Source organism: Falsiroseomonas algicola (assembly GCF_011040385.1).
Classification (GTDB): Bacteria; Pseudomonadota; Alphaproteobacteria; order Acetobacterales; family Acetobacteraceae; genus Falsiroseomonas; species Falsiroseomonas algicola.
Genome location: NZ_JAAIKB010000028.1, coordinates 17,254 through 31,302 on the forward strand (window position 1 = coordinate 17,254; position 14,049 = coordinate 31,302).

Genomic DNA, 14,049 nt, shown 5'->3' on the forward strand with positions numbered 1-14,049 from the left:
GGTCTATTCCGCGCGGATATTGGCCTCGCGCACCAGGGTCGCCATCGCCTCGCGCCCCTCGCGGACGAAGCGCGTGAAGTCCTCGGGGCTGGTTGCCATCGGCACGCAGCCGATCTGCACCAGGCGCTGCCGGATGGTGGGCTCCGCCACCGCCTCGGTCAGCGCCGCGGAAAGCTGGCGCACCACCGCGGGCGGCGTCGTGGCGGGACCGAAGAAGCCCGCCCATTCATTGCTGTCGAAACCCTCATAGCCGCTCTCATGGATGGTCGGCACATCCGGCCGGCTTTCCACCCGCGTCAGCGTGCCGACAGCGAGGAAGCGCGCGCGGCCTGCATCCACCACCGGCCCGGCCGAGACCAGCGTCGTGAACACCGCGTCGATCGCGCCGCTCGCCAGATCCTGCGCCGCGGCCGATCCGCCGCGATAGGGGACGTGCACCACCTCGATCCCCGCCCGCCGCGCAAACGCCACCAGGCCGAGATGCCCCGCCGTGGCGTTGCCCTGCGTGCCGACCGTGACCGCCCCCGGCCGCGCCTTCGCCGCCGCCACGAACTCCGCCAGGGTGCGCGCCGGGAAGTCGTTCTTCACCGCGACGGCGGAGGGGAAGGCCACCACCAGGGAGATCGGCGTGAAGGCCGTGGCGTAGTCGAAGGGCAGCCCCCGCAGCAAAGACGGGTTCACGATGTGGCTCGACGCATCCCAGAGGAAGGTGTGGCCATCATTGCTCCGCGCGACCTCACCCCCGCCGAGGCTGCCGCTCGCGCCCGTCCGGTTCTCCACCACGAAGCCCTGGCCGAGCCGCTCCCCCATGCGCGGCGTGATGACGCGCGCCGCGCTGTCCGCCGCGCCGCCGGCGGCGAAGGGGACGATCAGCCGGATGGACCGGCTGGGCCAGGCGGTCTGCGCCCAAGCGGGATTGAGCATGGCAGGGGAGGCGAGGGCGAAGCTGCCGCTGGCAGCCAGCAGGGCACGGCGGGAAAGGCGCATGATGGCGTTCTCCGGGCTTTCGTTGCGCGGGAGATCGGCCCGCGCGCGGCCGCGGTCAACCCACCTCGATCCGCGTCTCCCGCACCAGCCGCGCCATCGCCTCCCGCTGCTGCGCAACGTAGCGCGCGAAATCGGCGGGCGAGGAGCCGACCGGAAACGCCCCCAGCGCCTCCAGCCGCTGCTTCACGCCGGCATCCGCCAACGCATGGAGCGCCGCCGCGTGCAGCCGCTCCGTCACCGCGCCCGGCAGCCCGGCCGGCGCGTAGAGCCCGTTCCACTCGTTCAGCTCATACCCGGGGAAACCCTGCTCGGCGACGGTCGGCACATCGGGCAAGGAGGAGATCCGCTGCGCCGTGCTGACGGCGATCGCGCGGATGCGCCCCTCCCGCGCCAGCTGGACGGAGGACGACACGGTGCCGAAGACGAAGGCGATGGCGCCGCCCATGAGGTCCGCCAGCGCCGGCGTGCCGCCGCGATAGGGCACGTGCTGGATATCCAGCTCCGCCCGCGCGGCAAACAGCGCCGCCGCCAGATGCGCCGCCGTCGCATTGCCGGAGGAGCCGTAGGAAAGCTGCCCCGGCCGCGCCTTCACATAGGCAACGAATTCCTGGAGGTTCCGCACCGGCAGTGAGGCGTTCACCACCAGCAACTGCGGCAGCACCACCACCTGGCTGATCGGTGTGAAGGCCGTGGCGTAATCGAAGGTCAGCCCCCGCAGCAGCGCCGGGTTCACGGTGTGCGCCATGGCGTCGATCATGATGGTGTGGCCATCCGGCGCGCTCCGCGCCACCTCCGCCGCGCCGATCGATCCACCCGCGCCGGCCCGGTTCTCCACCACGATGGTCTGGCCCAGGAACTGCCCCATCGGCGCCCCGAGCAGGCGGGAGGTCGTATCGACACCACCCCCCGGCGGATAGGGCGCGATCATCCGGATGCTGCGCGTCGGCGTCCATTGCGCGCGGGCCGTGCGCGCGACCAGCGGCGCGGCAAGCAATCCCAGCGCCGCACGGCGCCCCAGTTGAACCGACATGGCATCCTCCAGCGATTTGGCGCGGAGAATACCGTTCCTCACGCCGCCTGGTCGAGCGTCGGCGCGGAGTCCTTCACCGTCACCCGCCGCATATCTCGGGGGTGGCGCGTATCCGCGAAGGGGCGGGCGCGGTGCATGGTGCAGCGATTGTCCCACATCACCAGGTCATGGCGCTGCCAGCGATGGCGATAGACGAATTCGCGCTGCGTCGCGTGCTCCGCCAGGTCCCGCACCAGGCACATCGCCTCCGGCACCGGCCATCCGTGCAGCCGCCCGATATGGGCGGAGAGGAAGAGCGAGAGGCGGCCCGACCCCGGATGCCGCCGCACCAGCCGCTGCGGCACGGGGGCGAATTTTCGGCGCTCCTCCTCCGTGAAGGCCTCGAAGCCGAGGGTGGCGCGGGAGAAGATCAGGCTGTGGTCCGCCACCAGGTCCCGCAACTCCGCCTGCTGCGCGGCCGGCAGCGCATCCCAGGCCGCGCGCATATCGGCGAATTCCGTGTCGCCGCCCTCCGGTGGGATCACGCGGGCATGCAGCGCCGAATACTTCGCCGGCGTCGGCTTGAAGCTGCTGTCGCTGTGCCACAGCCGGTTGCCGAGGTTGAACATGCGCCGCCGGTCATCCGCCGCCAGCAGCCGGCCCTGTTCGTCCAGGTTGGAGATGTCGTTCATCCGCGCATGCTTCAGGCGCTGCTTGTGCAGGTCGATGGTGCCGGTGTTCTCCTCCATCTCGCCGAAATGCTCGATGAAGCGGATCTGCTGGTCGTCATCGATGTCCTGGCCCCGGAAGACCAGCACCGCATGCTCGTCCATCGCCGCCTCGATCGCCCGCGCGTCCTCAGGCGAGAGCGGCTGTCGCAGATCGATTCCCTCGACCTCCGCGACGAAGAGGGGGTGCAAGCGCGTCACGCGCAGCGCCGACAGGGTCGCGCCCATGGCCTGGTCTCCTCCGCCCGGGGTCGTGATGCCCCGTGGTCCTGGTGGGGATGATCCGCCGGGCGGCCGCGCGCGTCCAGCCACGCCCGCTTGTGCGCTGCCTCGTCGCGGCATTGCTGCTACAGTACCGGAACGGCCGCGCGGCCGGCGACCCGGCATGGAGCTCGATCGGTGCCACAAGGCGACCTGCCCTTTCCGCCGACCTCGGACCGGGCCTCCTTCAAGCTCGGCACCGTCTACGCGGTCGATGGGAAGGACGACTGGATCTATTTCGGCCAGGTCAGCGCCGGGAAGAAATTTGCCTTCTTCCGGTTTCGCGCCACGACCGTCTCGGCGGCCGCCGACGCGCTGGCGTCCCCGGTCATGAGCCGTCTCGGCGTCTGGCTTGCGACCGTGGGGACGGCGTTGCGCGCCGGTGCCTGGCGCAAACTCGCCGTCATGCCGCTTGTCCCAGGCTTGGACGTTCCTCGGCCTTTTGTGCAATGGCCCCATTTCACGAGCACGGCCACGGTCTGGCTCAACCAAGATGCTCGGGGTGGGCCGACCTACGACACGCAGATCGACGATCCTGCCATCCAGGAGATGGAAATCGCCGCCGCCTGGGACGCGTCCGCCCACGTGCCGAAGCGCCTCCGCCTCGACTACGGGGATGTCGTTCCCGACTCCTGGTATGTGGGCGGGCCCGTTTGGCGCCAGCGCCGTGCCGCCTTGGCCATGGCACGGCGATCCCCCGACAATAAGTGGCTTCAGCAGCGCGCGGCGGAGGCCCTTCTGCCGCCGGAGCACTGAACGCCAGCCGCGCGTCCAGCCACGCAGCCGTGTCGCCCGCCCGGTGGCCGGCGCATCCCCGCGGCGCTAGGCTCGCGCGATGGCCGCCCGCTCCCCTGATCTCTTCGGCACGCCCGATACCGACACCCCTCGCGCCGAGGCGCCGCCCGGCCCGCGCCCGCTGGCCGACCGTCTCCGCCCTAAGGCACTCGATGAGGTGGTGGGCCAGGATCACCTCGTCGGCCCCGACGGCACGCTGACGGGCATGCTCGCCCGCGGCTCGCTCTCCTCCATCATCCTCTGGGGCCCGCCCGGCGTCGGCAAGACGACCATCGCGCGCCTGCTGGCGGAGCGCGCCGGCCTCAGCTTCGTCGCGCTCTCCGCCGTCTTCTCCGGTGTCGCCGACCTCAAGCGCGCCTTCGACGAGGCCCGCGCCCGCCGCTCCAACGGCCGCGGCACCTTGCTGTTTGTGGACGAGATCCACCGCTTCAACCGCGCCCAGCAGGACGGCTTCCTGCCGGTTGTCGAGGACGGGACCGTGACCCTCGTGGGTGCCACGACGGAAAACCCCTCCTTCGCCCTCAACGGCGCGCTGCTCTCGCGCTGCCAGGTCCTCGTCCTCAAGCGCCTCGACGAGGCCGCGCTGCTGCTGCTGATGGAGCGCGCGGAGGCCGAGGAGGATCGGCCGCTCCCGCTCACGCCCGAGGCGCGCGCGTCCCTCGCTGCCATGGCCGATGGCGATGGCCGCTACCTCCTCAACATGGTGGAACAGCTGCTGGCCCTGCCGCCCGGCGGCGATCCCCTCGACCCCTCCGCGCTCGCCAGCCTGCTCGCGAAGCGCGCCGCGCTCTACGACAAGGATCGTGAGGAGCACTACAACCTCATCTCCGCGCTCCATAAGTCGATGCGCGGCAGCGACCCCGACGCCGCCCTCTACTGGTTCGCCCGCATGCTCACGGGCGGCGAGGATCCCCGCTACATCGCCCGCCGCCTGCTGCGCTTCGCCAGCGAGGATGTCGGCATGGCCGATCCCCGCGCCATCCAGATCGCGATGGCGGGGTGGGAAGCCTATGAACGCCTCGGCAGCCCGGAAGGCGAATTGTCCCTCGCCCAGGTCGTCGTCCACCTCGCCACCGCGCCCAAGTCGAACGCGCTCTACACCGGCTTCAAGGCGGCGATGGTGGCAGCGAAGCAGACGGGAAGCCTGATGCCGCCGGCCAACATCCTCAACGCGCCGACGAAGCTGATGAAGGAACTCGGCTACGGCGATGGCTACGAATACGACCATGATGCGGAGGATGGCTTCTCCGGCGCCGATTACTGGCCGCAGGGCATGAAGCCAGCCCGCTTCTACAACCCGACGGAGCGCGGCGCGGAAGCCGCCGTCGCCGCCCGCATGGCGGAATGGCAGCGGCTCCGCGCCCGCAAGCGTCGATGACGCTGCTCAACGTCTTGCTCGTCGCCGCCGGCGGCGCCATCGGCTCCGTGCTCCGCTACTGGCTCTCCACGCTCGCCATCACCCATCTCGGCACGGCCTTCCCCTGGGGCACGCTCGGCGTGAACATCGCCGGCAGCGCCGCCATCGGCATCGCCGCCGGCCTGGGGTTGCAGGGGGAGGCGCGGCTGCTGCTCGTCACCGGGCTCCTCGGCGGCTTCACCACCTTCTCCGCCTTCAGCCTGGAGTCCGGCGCGCTGTTCGAACGCGCCTGGTGGCTCGCGGCCCTCTACGTCCTCGCCTCCGTTGGCCTCGGGCTCGCTGCATTTGCGGTCTGTTACGGCCTCCTCAAGAAATAGCGAATCAACCGCAAGTCGAACGCGCCACCCCGGCGCTTTGAACCGCCACTGCAGCACAAGCGGCATTGTCCTGCACACGCGTCGGTGAGTAGAACCCTTCCACCCCTGGGGGTCCCAATTTGCCTGAAGGGACCAGAATGATGGCCGACTTCTCCACCGTCTTCTTCGACGATTTCAATGGCGGTTCGATTGACCGTGGCAACTGGCGCACGCTCTATTCCGGCGAATACGGCACGGGCGCTTTCTCCTGGACGCCGAGCCAGGTGAGCGTGCATGACGGCATCCTCGACGTCGCCATCACCCGCCAGGGCGGCGGCTGGGTGGCCGGGGGGCTGTCCACCATTCCCGATGGCCAGACCTACGGCTCCTACGAATTCCGCGCGCGGATCGAGGAAGGGCAGGGCACGGCCGGCGTCATCCTGCTGTGGCCCAGCAACAACACCTGGAGCGATGAGGTCGACATCGTCGAGACCCATCGCGGCAACCGTGATGGCTTCGCCTTCACCAATCACGGCACGCCGTGGGAGACGCAGTACATCGACACCTATGTCGCGGATTGGCACACCTACCGCCTCGACTGGACGCCGGGCGAGCTCACGCTCTACGTCGATGGCCAGCAGGTCGGCCGCATGACGAATGACGTGCCGGACCAGCCCATGTCCTTCGGCATCCAGGGCCATGTCCTGGCCGATCATGAATGGTGGTATGGCGGCGGCCCCGATGGCTCCACGCCCAACCAGGTCAACATCGAGGTCGATTGGGTCCGCGTCTCCGCCTACACGCCCGGCCAGGGTGATGGTGGCGGCACGCCGGCGCCGGCCCCGATCGTGGCGCCGGTGGTTGAGGCCGTCGTGGACACCGTCGTCGATCCGGTCGTGGAGGTCGTGGACGCCCTGCTGCCCGACTTCGTCGCCAGCCCCGCCCAGCCGATCGTCGCCGATCTCGATGATCCCTGGGGCCCCTTCCGGGTCAACGGCCAGGTCGACTGGAACGCCGCCGCCGCGCATGTGACGGCGAACTGGGAAGCCACTGGCCAGTGGTTCATCTGAACCGCCGCCAGCCCACCGCCCGCCTACCCGAAAGCCCTCTTCCCCCGACGGGGGGAGAGGGTTGGGTGAGGGGGGCTTCGGCGCAGCAGGACGCGGGCACGGGCCCCGCCCTGGCGCGGGCGGCCGCCACGCTGCGGCCCGCCATGCTGCCGCCCGGCCTCGACCAAGTCGCGGGCGCGGACCTGCATGTCGGCCGCCGCATCCGGGAGGCCCGCGTCCAGCGCGGCCTCTCGCTCGCCGAACTCGCGGCCGGGCTTGGTGTTTCCACCGCCCAGGCGCGGAAATACGAGGCCGGGCGCAACGCCATCCCCGCCACGCGGCTGCCCGCGCTGGCCGCCTGCCTCGGCGTGGACCTCGGCTGGTTCTTCGAGGGGCTGCACACCGAACAGCGCGTCGGCCCCTATCGGCCGCTGCTGCCGACCCGGCCGCGCATGCTGCTGGACCTCGTCCGCGCCTCCGATGCGCTGCCCGATGCCGGGCTCGCCGCGCTCTGCGCCGCCGCCCGGGCCTTCGCGGGGGATGCGCAGGGCTGATCGGCGGGTGCCAAGCCGGGGCTTCGTGCTACACCCCGGCCACCATGACCGTGCAGCTCCGCAAAGTTTCCGCCGACGAGAACGACACTCGCCTCGATCGCTGGCTCAAGCGCCACGTGCCGGCGCTGACCCAGGGGGCGCTGCAGAAGATGCTGCGCACCGGGCAGATCCGGGTGGAGGGCAAGCGGGCGGAGGCCAATACCCGCCTCCTCGCCGGCCAGGAAGTCCGCATCCCCCCCATCACGGAGAACCCGCTGGCGAAACTGCCGCGCGCGCCGAAGCCGGTGGATGAGCGGGACGCCAAGGCGCTGGAGCGCATGGTCATCTACAAGGACCATGAGGTCCTGGTGCTGGACAAGCCGCATGGCCTGCCCGTGCAGGGCGGCCCGAACATCACGAAGCACCTGGATGGCATGCTCGATGCCCTGAAGTTCGAGGCCGAGGATCGCCCCCGCCTGGTGCACCGGCTGGACCGTGATACCTCCGGCGTGCTGGTCCTGGCCCGCACCGTAGGCGCGGCCGCCAAGCTGGCCGCCGCCTTCCGCGGCCGGGACGTGGAGAAGACCTACTGGGCCATCGTCATCGGCGAACCCACGCCGCCGGCGGGGCGCATCGAGATGGCGCTGGCCCGCACCGGCGGCCCGCGCGGCGAACGCACCGTCCCGGCCGAGCCCGGGGACCGCGACGCCGCCCGCGCCAGCACCGATTTCCGCATCCTGGATGCGGTGCGCCGCCGCGCCGCCTGGCTGGAGATGAAGCCCCTGACCGGCCGCACCCACCAGCTCCGCGTCCACGCCGCGGAGGCGCTGGGCTGCCCGATCCTGGGCGACGGCAAGTATGGCGGCCAGGCCGCGCATCTGGAGGGGCTGCCCAACCAGCTCCACCTCCACGCCCGCGCGCTGCGGCTGCCGCACCCCGCCGGTGGGATGCTGGAGGTGGCGGCGCCCCTGCCGCCCCATATGAAGGAAAGCTTCGCCTTCCTGGGGTTCGAGGTGCCGCGCACGCCCAAGCCGCGGCGCGGCGCCTGAATAGTCCTCGCCGCACCGCCTGAACCATCACGGTCCAGGGCGTTGAAGCTGCCGAACCGGGAGTTTTCGCCAGTGTCCGACACCACAGCCCCGCAGCCCCGCCGCACGCGCCGCTGGCCCTGGGTGGTGCTGGGCGTCGTCGTCGCCATCCCCGTGGCGGCGGCCGGCGCCGCCTATGTCTTCCTGGATCCCGAGAAGCTGCGCCCCCGCCTGGTCGCCGCCGTGGAACAGGCGACGGGACGGCGCTTCGAACTCGGCGAGATGCGCCTTGCCCTGTCGCTGGTCCCGACGGTCGAACTGCGCGACATCAGCCTCGCCAATCCCGAGGGCTTCAGCCGCCCCGCCATGCTGACGGCCAGGCGCGTGGAGGTGCAGGCCGCCCTGCTGCCCCTGCTGTCCCGCAGGGTCGAGGTGGCGCGAGTCGTGGTGGAAGAACCCGACCTGCTGCTGGAGACGCGCCAGGATGGGACCAGCAACTGGGTCTTCGCCCGCCCCGCCGCGCCCGGCACCCCGGCCGCGCCTGCCGCACCCGAATCGCCAACCGCCCCTGGCCAGCCCCTGCAACTCGCTGTCGATTCCCTCCGGCTGGAACGCGGCACCCTGGCCTGGCGGGACGCGCACCCGGGTGGCCGCACCGAAACCCTCGGCCTGACGCGGATCGAGGCCGCGGCCCCCGCCGCCGGGCCCTCGCGGGCGGAGGGCGATGTCGCGCTGCGCGGCCAGGCGGTCTCGATCGCCTTCCAGGGCGGCCGGCTCTCCGCCTTCGGCGCGGCCGAGCCCTGGCCCGTCGATCTTCGCCTCGCCAGCCTGGGGGCGGAGGTGGCGCTGCGCGGCACCCTCGCCGCTGGCCAGGCCTGGACGGCGGAGGTCACGGGCCGCGCCGCGGACCTCACGCGCCTCGCGCCCCTGATGCCGGACGTGCCGCTGCCGCCGCTGCGCGACGTGGCGCTGGCCGGCGCCGCCACCGGCACGGGCGGGGCGCTCGCTACCCTGTCCGGGCTCAATCTCCGCATCGGCGAGTCCGACCTCTCGACGCTGCGGCCCGGGCTGCGCCTCGCCAGCGCGACGCTCACCGCCGAACGGCCCGATGCGCCGCTGGCCCTGCAGGCGGAAGCGCGCCTGGCCGACCAGCCCCTGCGCCTGTCCGGTCGCCTCGGCACCCCCGCGCAACTCGCCGGCCAGGCGCCGGGCCCGCTGCCCGTCGATGTCAGGCTGGAGACGAATGGTGCCGCCGCGACGCTCGCCGGCCGCATCGCCGATCCGCGAGCGCTGTCCGGCGTGGACCTCGCCATCACGGCGGAGGCCGCGGACCTCGCCGCGCTGTCGCCGCTCGCCGGCACCGCCCTGCCGCCGATCCGGGAGGTCAGGCTCTCGACCCGCCTGGCGGAGCGCACCCCCGGCTTCGCCGGCGGCGCGCATCTGCGGGACCTCCGTCTTGCCTCCTCCGCCGGGGAGGCCGCGGGCGAGGTGACGCTGGTGGTGGGCGAGCGCCCCGGCATCACCGGCCGCCTGGCCTCGCCGCGCCTTGACCTCGATGCGCTCCGCGCCGCCACCGCCGCCGCGCCGGCCCCGGCGGGCGCCCCTGCCGCCCCCGCGGCGCCGGCGCCGACGTCGGATGGCCGCGTGATCCCCGATATCGCCCTGCCGATGGCGGCGCTGCGGGTCATGGATGCCGACCTCCGGCTGGAGATCGCCGCCCTGACGCTGAACGGCCAGGCCTGGCGGCAGGTGGTGGTGCCCGTGAAGATCGATGCCGGGCGCGGCGGCTTCTCGCCGCTCACCGCGCAGACCCCGGCCGGCCCGCTCGCCCTCGACCTCACCGCCGATGCGCGGGCGGAGGTGCCGACGCTGCGGATCCTCGCCCGCTCCCCGGGCCTCGACCTCACGGCGCTGCAGGCCATGGCGGGGCAGCCCAACCGCCTCTCGGGCCGGGCGGAGCTGGATGCGGATCTGCGTGGCCAGGGCAACCGGCTGCGCCAGGTCGCCGCCACGCTCTCCGGCCATCTGGGCCTGGCCATGCTGGGCGGCCATGCGGAGCCCGCATTGGTGCAGCCGGTCCAGGCGGCGCTGCGCGAGCGCGTGCCCGTGCTGCCACCGCTGCCGAACCGCCTGCCGATCGAATGCATCGCCATCCGCGCCGATGCCGAGGGCGGCACCGCGCGCCTTTCCACCCTGCTGCTGGACAGCCCCGCCGCGAAGGTGGCCGGCACGGGCAGCATCAATCTCGGCGACGAATCGCTCAGTCTCCGCATGCTGCACGATGTCCGCGCCGCGGGGGCGGAGGTGCGGGTCTCCGCCGATCTCGGCGGCACGCTGGCCAGCCCCGCCTATCGCGGGGTCCGGGCGGAGAACCTGGCCGCCGTGCTCGGCAACCTGGCCGGCCAGGTGGGCGGCGACCTCGGCGCCGTGCTGGGCGCGCTGGCGCCGCGCGGCAACAACGCCGCCCGCCCCGCGCCGCTGCCGGATTGCGGCCCGGCGCTGACCGCCGCGCGCGGCGGGCGGGAGGGGCAGGTCCCCGCCGCCCGGCCGGCGCCCGCGGCCGCCGAAGCCGCGCCCGCGCCCCAGCCCCAGGCCCAGCCGGAGCGTCGCCAGGGCATCCCCCAGCCGGCAGATCTGCTGCGCGGCCTGCTGGGGCGATGAGCGTGCCGACGCAGCCTCAGCGCAGCGGCGGCGAATACATCAGCCCGCCCTGGTCCCACAGCCGGTTGAGGCCGCGCGCCAGGCCATAGGGGGCGGCATTCCGCTCCCACACCTCACCGTAATGGCCGACGGCCCTGATGGCATTCGCCGCCCAGCGGCGATCGAGCCCCATGGTCGGGCCGATATCGCCCGCCCCCAGCAGGCGCCGCACGTCGGAGGACGGGGAGGGGCCGGGATTGTCCACCGTGGCGGCGGTGACCCCGTGCTGCTCCGCCCACACCAGCGCGAACTGCGTCCAGCGCACGATGTCGAGCCACTGGTCGTCGCCCTTGCGGATCCAGGCGCCGAGCGGCTCCATGGTGATGTTCTCGGGCAGCAGCAGGAAGTCGTCGGGCTTCGGCTGCGTCATCCGGAAGCCCGACAGCCCCGTCATGTCCCGCGTATAGACGTCGCAGCGCCCGGACAGGAAAGCGCCGATGATCTCGTTGGGATCGTCGATCAGGATCGGCTGGAAGGACAGCCGGTTGGCCCGGAACCACTCCTGCAGGATCACCTCCGTCGTCGATCCCGGCGGCACGCAGATGGTCGCGCCATCCAGCTGTGCGAGCCGCGTGACGCCGAGCGATCGCCGCACCAGGAAGCCCTGGCCGCTGTAGTAGTTGGCGGCGGCGAAGACGAGGCCGAGCTGCGTCTCCCGCGTCGTCGTCCAGGTCGTGCTGCCATAGAGCACGTCGATGTCGCCGCTCTGCACCGCCGGGAAGCGCGTCATCCCCGTGACGGGGCGTATCACCGCCTTCTCCGCATCGCCGAAGATGGCGGCGGCCAGCGCGCGGCAGGAATCGACATCCATGCCGCGCCAGACGCCCCGGCTGTCCGGCAGGGAGAAGGGCGGGTTGTTCGACTGCACGCCGCAGACCACCTGGCCGCGGGCGCGGATCGCGGCGAGGGTCGGGGAGCCCGGCGCCTGCGCGACCACGGGCAGCACGGCGCCGGCGCCCATCAGCAGGCCGAGCGCCGCCGCGCCGGCGCAACGCCGGGCCAGGCGGCCGATCGCCGCCCGCGCTTGGACCATCATCATGCGAAACCCCTTCTACGGTGTGGCGGCAGCCTAGGCCCCGGCGGCGCCCCGCTGGAACACCAGGCCCATCGCGTCCATCTGACGGAAAAGGCGGCACCGCCGGGACCGCAGGGCGCTTGCCTGGCGGCAGCGCACTGCCATAACCGCGCGGCGAATCGGGAGGATGAAACGATGGACCTTGGCCGAGTCCTCGGCGCCCTGCTCGGCGGTGCCGCCGCGCCGCCACGGCGCCGCCGCCGCGCCGCGCCCTCGCCCTTGGGCGGCCGCGGCACCTCCAACCAGCTCGGCCGCATCCTCGGCACCGCCGCCGCCACGGCGATCGAGGCGATGATCCGCAACAGCCAGCGCGCCCCCGAACCCGCCCCGCGTGAGGCCGCCCGCCCGGCGCCCCAGCCCGTCCGGGACGTGCAGGGCCCCTGGTCCGCCCCCGCCGAGCCCCGCCGGATGCCGACCACCGGCGCCTCCCCCTGGAACCGCCCGGCGCCCGCGCCGGCGCCCGAGCCCCAGGGTCCTGCCGCCGAGGATGCCGAGAGCCTCCTCCTCATCCGCGCCATGATCGCCGCCGCCAAGGCCGATGGGACGGTGGACGCCACCGAACGCCGCGCCATCGCCCAGCAGCTCGACGCCGCCGGACTGGAGGCCGATGAGCGCGACTTCGTCCTCGCCGATTTCGACAAGCCCATGACGCCGGAGGGATTGGCGAAGCAGGCGACCGACCCGATGCTGCGGGCCCGCCTCTATGCCGCGGCCGTCGCGGCGATGGGGGAGGTGACGGCGCCCGAGCGCGATTGGCTCGACCGCCTGGCCAAGGCCATGAAGCTGGACCGCGCCGCCGCGGCGGCCATCGAGGAAAGGTTGCAGGGATGAGCGCTGCCGATGGACTGACCAAGGACCAGGCGGCCCTGCGCGACCGCGCCCGCGAGTTGGCGAAGGAGGCCGCCGCCCAGGCCGCCGACACCGACCGCAGCGGCCAATACCCCTGGCCGATGGTCCGGAAGATGACCGAGGCCGGCTTCATGGGCCTGACCATCCCGCGCGAATGGGGCGGGCCGGGCGGGTCCGTGATGGATGCCGTGCTCGTCGTGGAGGAATTCTCCAAGGCCTGCGCCGTCTGCGGCCGCATCGCGGTGGAGGCGAATATGGGCGCCGTCGGCGCCATCATGGCCTATGGGACGGAAGCGCAGCGCAAGCTCGCCGCCGCCATCGTGCTGTCGGGCGACAAGCCCGCCATCTGCATCACGGAGCCTGATGCCGGATCGGCCGCGACCGAGATGGCGACCACCGCCGTGAAGCGCGGCGACCGCTGGATCATCAACGGCGCCAAGACCTGGATCACCGGCGGCGGCGTCTCCCGCCTCCACCTCATCTTCGCCCGCGTGGTCGAGGAGGGCGAGTTCAAGGGCATCGGCGGCTTCATCGTCGTGCGGAACGGGGAGGGGGATCCCGCGGGGCTGATCGTGAAGCGCCGCATCCCCTCCCTCGGCCTCTGCGGCATGCCGGAGGCGGAGCTGGAATTCCGGGACCTCGAAATCGCCGACGACATGGTGCTTCGCGCGCCGGGCGGCTGGCAGCGCGGCTTCGGCCGGCTGATCGATGCCTATAACGGCCAGCGGGTCGGCGCCGCGACGGTGGCACTCGGCCTTGCCGCCGGCGCGCATGACCATGCGCTCGCCCGTGCGGGGGATCGCCGGCAATTCGGCCGCCCGATCGCGGAGTTCCAGGGCCTCGGCTGGATGCTGGCCGACATGTCGATCGAGCTGGAAGCCGCCCGCGCCCTGATCCATCGCGCGGCCCGCAGCGCCGGGCCGGCCGGTTTCCCCGACCGCCTCGCCGCCGCCCAGGCCAAGGTCTTCGCGAGCGAGATGGCGATCCGGGTCACCAACAGCGCGCTGCAGGTCTGGGGCGCCGAGGGCTATTCCAAGGACAACCCGATGGAGCGCTACCTCCGCGACGCCCGCATGTTCGCCATCGCCGGCGGCACGGCGCAGGTGCTGCGCAACCAGGTCGCGGAACAGATCCTCGGCCGGAAGCTGCCGCAGACGCGCGATGGCTGGCTGAAGCTGATCGCGCAGGAGCAGTCGGCGGGGAAGCTGGCGGCCGACTGACGCCGCCAAGCGCTCTCCCCCCTGAGGGGCTACGGCATTCACACAACTCGGCTTGCGCAAGGTTGTTTGTGCTGATTCGCTGCTGTTAGAGGCGATGGAGCG

The 14,049-nt window shown here is 72.5% G+C and carries 13 protein-coding genes; 9 read left to right on the plus strand and 4 right to left on the minus strand.

Going from position 1 to position 14,049, the window contains the following annotated elements:
- Nucleotides 1-3 precede the first annotated feature (3 nt).
- From G3576_RS30005 to G3576_RS30015, 3 genes are read right to left on the minus strand one after another with little or no spacing between them, the layout of a single operon-like run.
- Nucleotides 4-987 (minus strand): Bug family tripartite tricarboxylate transporter substrate binding protein, encoded by a 984-nt coding sequence (locus tag G3576_RS30005; RefSeq protein ID WP_207623108.1) that lies wholly within the window; start codon nucleotides 985-987, stop codon nucleotides 4-6.
- Nucleotides 988-1,042: 55 nt separating this feature from the next.
- On the minus strand, nucleotides 1,043-2,017 hold the full coding sequence (locus tag G3576_RS30010; RefSeq protein WP_164698167.1) for a tripartite tricarboxylate transporter substrate-binding protein: 975 nt from the start codon (nucleotides 2,015-2,017) through the stop codon (nucleotides 1,043-1,045).
- 38 nt (nucleotides 2,018-2,055) lie between these two features.
- Nucleotides 2,056-2,952, minus strand: a complete 897-nt coding sequence (locus tag G3576_RS30015; protein ID WP_164698168.1) for a TauD/TfdA dioxygenase family protein — start codon at nucleotides 2,950-2,952, stop codon at nucleotides 2,056-2,058.
- Between the two features lie 171 nt (nucleotides 2,953-3,123).
- On the opposite strand from G3576_RS30015, the gene G3576_RS30020 reads away from it, so the two are divergent.
- The 7 genes from G3576_RS30020 to G3576_RS30050 all read left to right on the plus strand — a co-directional run bounded on the left by G3576_RS30020 (nucleotide 3,124) and on the right by G3576_RS30050 (nucleotide 10,764).
- Complete coding sequence (locus G3576_RS30020) at nucleotides 3,124-3,741, plus strand: hypothetical protein (protein WP_164698169.1); 618 nt, start codon at nucleotides 3,124-3,126, stop codon at nucleotides 3,739-3,741.
- Between the two features lie 79 nt (nucleotides 3,742-3,820).
- Nucleotides 3,821-5,158 carry a replication-associated recombination protein A gene (locus G3576_RS30025; protein WP_164698170.1) on the plus strand — a complete coding sequence of 446 codons (1,338 nt, stop codon included), beginning with the start codon at nucleotides 3,821-3,823 and terminating at the stop codon, nucleotides 5,156-5,158.
- On the plus strand, nucleotides 5,155-5,514 hold the full coding sequence (locus tag G3576_RS30030) for a CrcB family protein (protein WP_207623109.1): 360 nt from the start codon (nucleotides 5,155-5,157) through the stop codon (nucleotides 5,512-5,514). Before G3576_RS30025 ends, G3576_RS30030 begins: the two co-directional genes overlap by 4 nt.
- Nucleotides 5,515-5,651: 137 nt before the next feature.
- Nucleotides 5,652-6,563 (plus strand): glycoside hydrolase family 16 protein, encoded by a 912-nt coding sequence (locus G3576_RS30035; RefSeq protein WP_164698171.1) that lies wholly within the window; start codon nucleotides 5,652-5,654, stop codon nucleotides 6,561-6,563.
- A 65-nt stretch (nucleotides 6,564-6,628) separates the two neighbouring features.
- Nucleotides 6,629-7,096, plus strand: a complete 468-nt coding sequence (locus tag G3576_RS30040; protein WP_164698172.1) for a helix-turn-helix domain-containing protein — start codon at nucleotides 6,629-6,631, stop codon at nucleotides 7,094-7,096.
- Between the two features lie 44 nt (nucleotides 7,097-7,140).
- Nucleotides 7,141-8,124, plus strand: a complete 984-nt coding sequence (locus G3576_RS30045) for an RluA family pseudouridine synthase (RefSeq protein ID WP_164698173.1) — start codon at nucleotides 7,141-7,143, stop codon at nucleotides 8,122-8,124.
- 72 nt (nucleotides 8,125-8,196) lie between these two features.
- On the plus strand, nucleotides 8,197-10,764 hold the full coding sequence (locus tag G3576_RS30050) for an AsmA family protein (RefSeq protein ID WP_164698174.1): 2,568 nt from the start codon (nucleotides 8,197-8,199) through the stop codon (nucleotides 10,762-10,764).
- A 16-nt stretch (nucleotides 10,765-10,780) separates the two neighbouring features.
- On the opposite strand, the gene G3576_RS30055 is transcribed toward G3576_RS30050, so the two are convergent.
- Nucleotides 10,781-11,842, minus strand: a complete 1,062-nt coding sequence (locus G3576_RS30055; RefSeq protein WP_235952544.1) for an amino acid ABC transporter substrate-binding protein — start codon at nucleotides 11,840-11,842, stop codon at nucleotides 10,781-10,783.
- Nucleotides 11,843-12,013: 171 nt separating this feature from the next.
- Between G3576_RS30055 and G3576_RS30060 the strand changes: the two genes are divergently transcribed.
- Nucleotides 12,014-12,709, plus strand: a complete 696-nt coding sequence (locus G3576_RS30060) for a DUF533 domain-containing protein (RefSeq protein ID WP_164698175.1) — start codon at nucleotides 12,014-12,016, stop codon at nucleotides 12,707-12,709.
- Nucleotides 12,706-13,947, plus strand: coding sequence for a 3-sulfinopropanoyl-CoA desulfinase (gene acdA, locus G3576_RS30065; RefSeq protein WP_164698176.1), 1,242 nt, complete (start codon nucleotides 12,706-12,708; stop codon nucleotides 13,945-13,947). Before G3576_RS30060 ends, acdA begins: the two co-directional genes overlap by 4 nt.
- The last annotated feature ends 102 nt before the right edge of the window (nucleotides 13,948-14,049 follow it).

Coding starts and splice junctions, on each gene's coding strand:
- G3576_RS30005 (WP_207623108.1), bottom strand. CDS start 987: ATGCGCCTTTCCCGCCGTGCCCTGCTGGCTGCCAGCGGCAGCTTCGCC.
- G3576_RS30055 (WP_235952544.1), bottom strand. CDS start 11,842: ATGATGATGGTCCAAGCGCGGGCGGCGATCGGCCGCCTGGCCCGGCGT.
- acdA (WP_164698176.1), top strand. CDS start 12,706: ATGAGCGCTGCCGATGGACTGACCAAGGACCAGGCGGCCCTGCGCGAC.
- G3576_RS30010 (WP_164698167.1), bottom strand. CDS start 2,017: ATGTCGGTTCAACTGGGGCGCCGTGCGGCGCTGGGATTGCTTGCCGCG.
- G3576_RS30060 (WP_164698175.1), top strand. CDS start 12,014: ATGGACCTTGGCCGAGTCCTCGGCGCCCTGCTCGGCGGTGCCGCCGCG.
- G3576_RS30035 (WP_164698171.1), top strand. CDS start 5,652: ATGATGGCCGACTTCTCCACCGTCTTCTTCGACGATTTCAATGGCGGT.
- G3576_RS30045 (WP_164698173.1), top strand. CDS start 7,141: ATGACCGTGCAGCTCCGCAAAGTTTCCGCCGACGAGAACGACACTCGC.
- G3576_RS30025 (WP_164698170.1), top strand. CDS start 3,821: ATGGCCGCCCGCTCCCCTGATCTCTTCGGCACGCCCGATACCGACACC.
- G3576_RS30030 (WP_207623109.1), top strand. CDS start 5,155: ATGACGCTGCTCAACGTCTTGCTCGTCGCCGCCGGCGGCGCCATCGGC.
- G3576_RS30015 (WP_164698168.1), bottom strand. CDS start 2,952: ATGGGCGCGACCCTGTCGGCGCTGCGCGTGACGCGCTTGCACCCCCTC.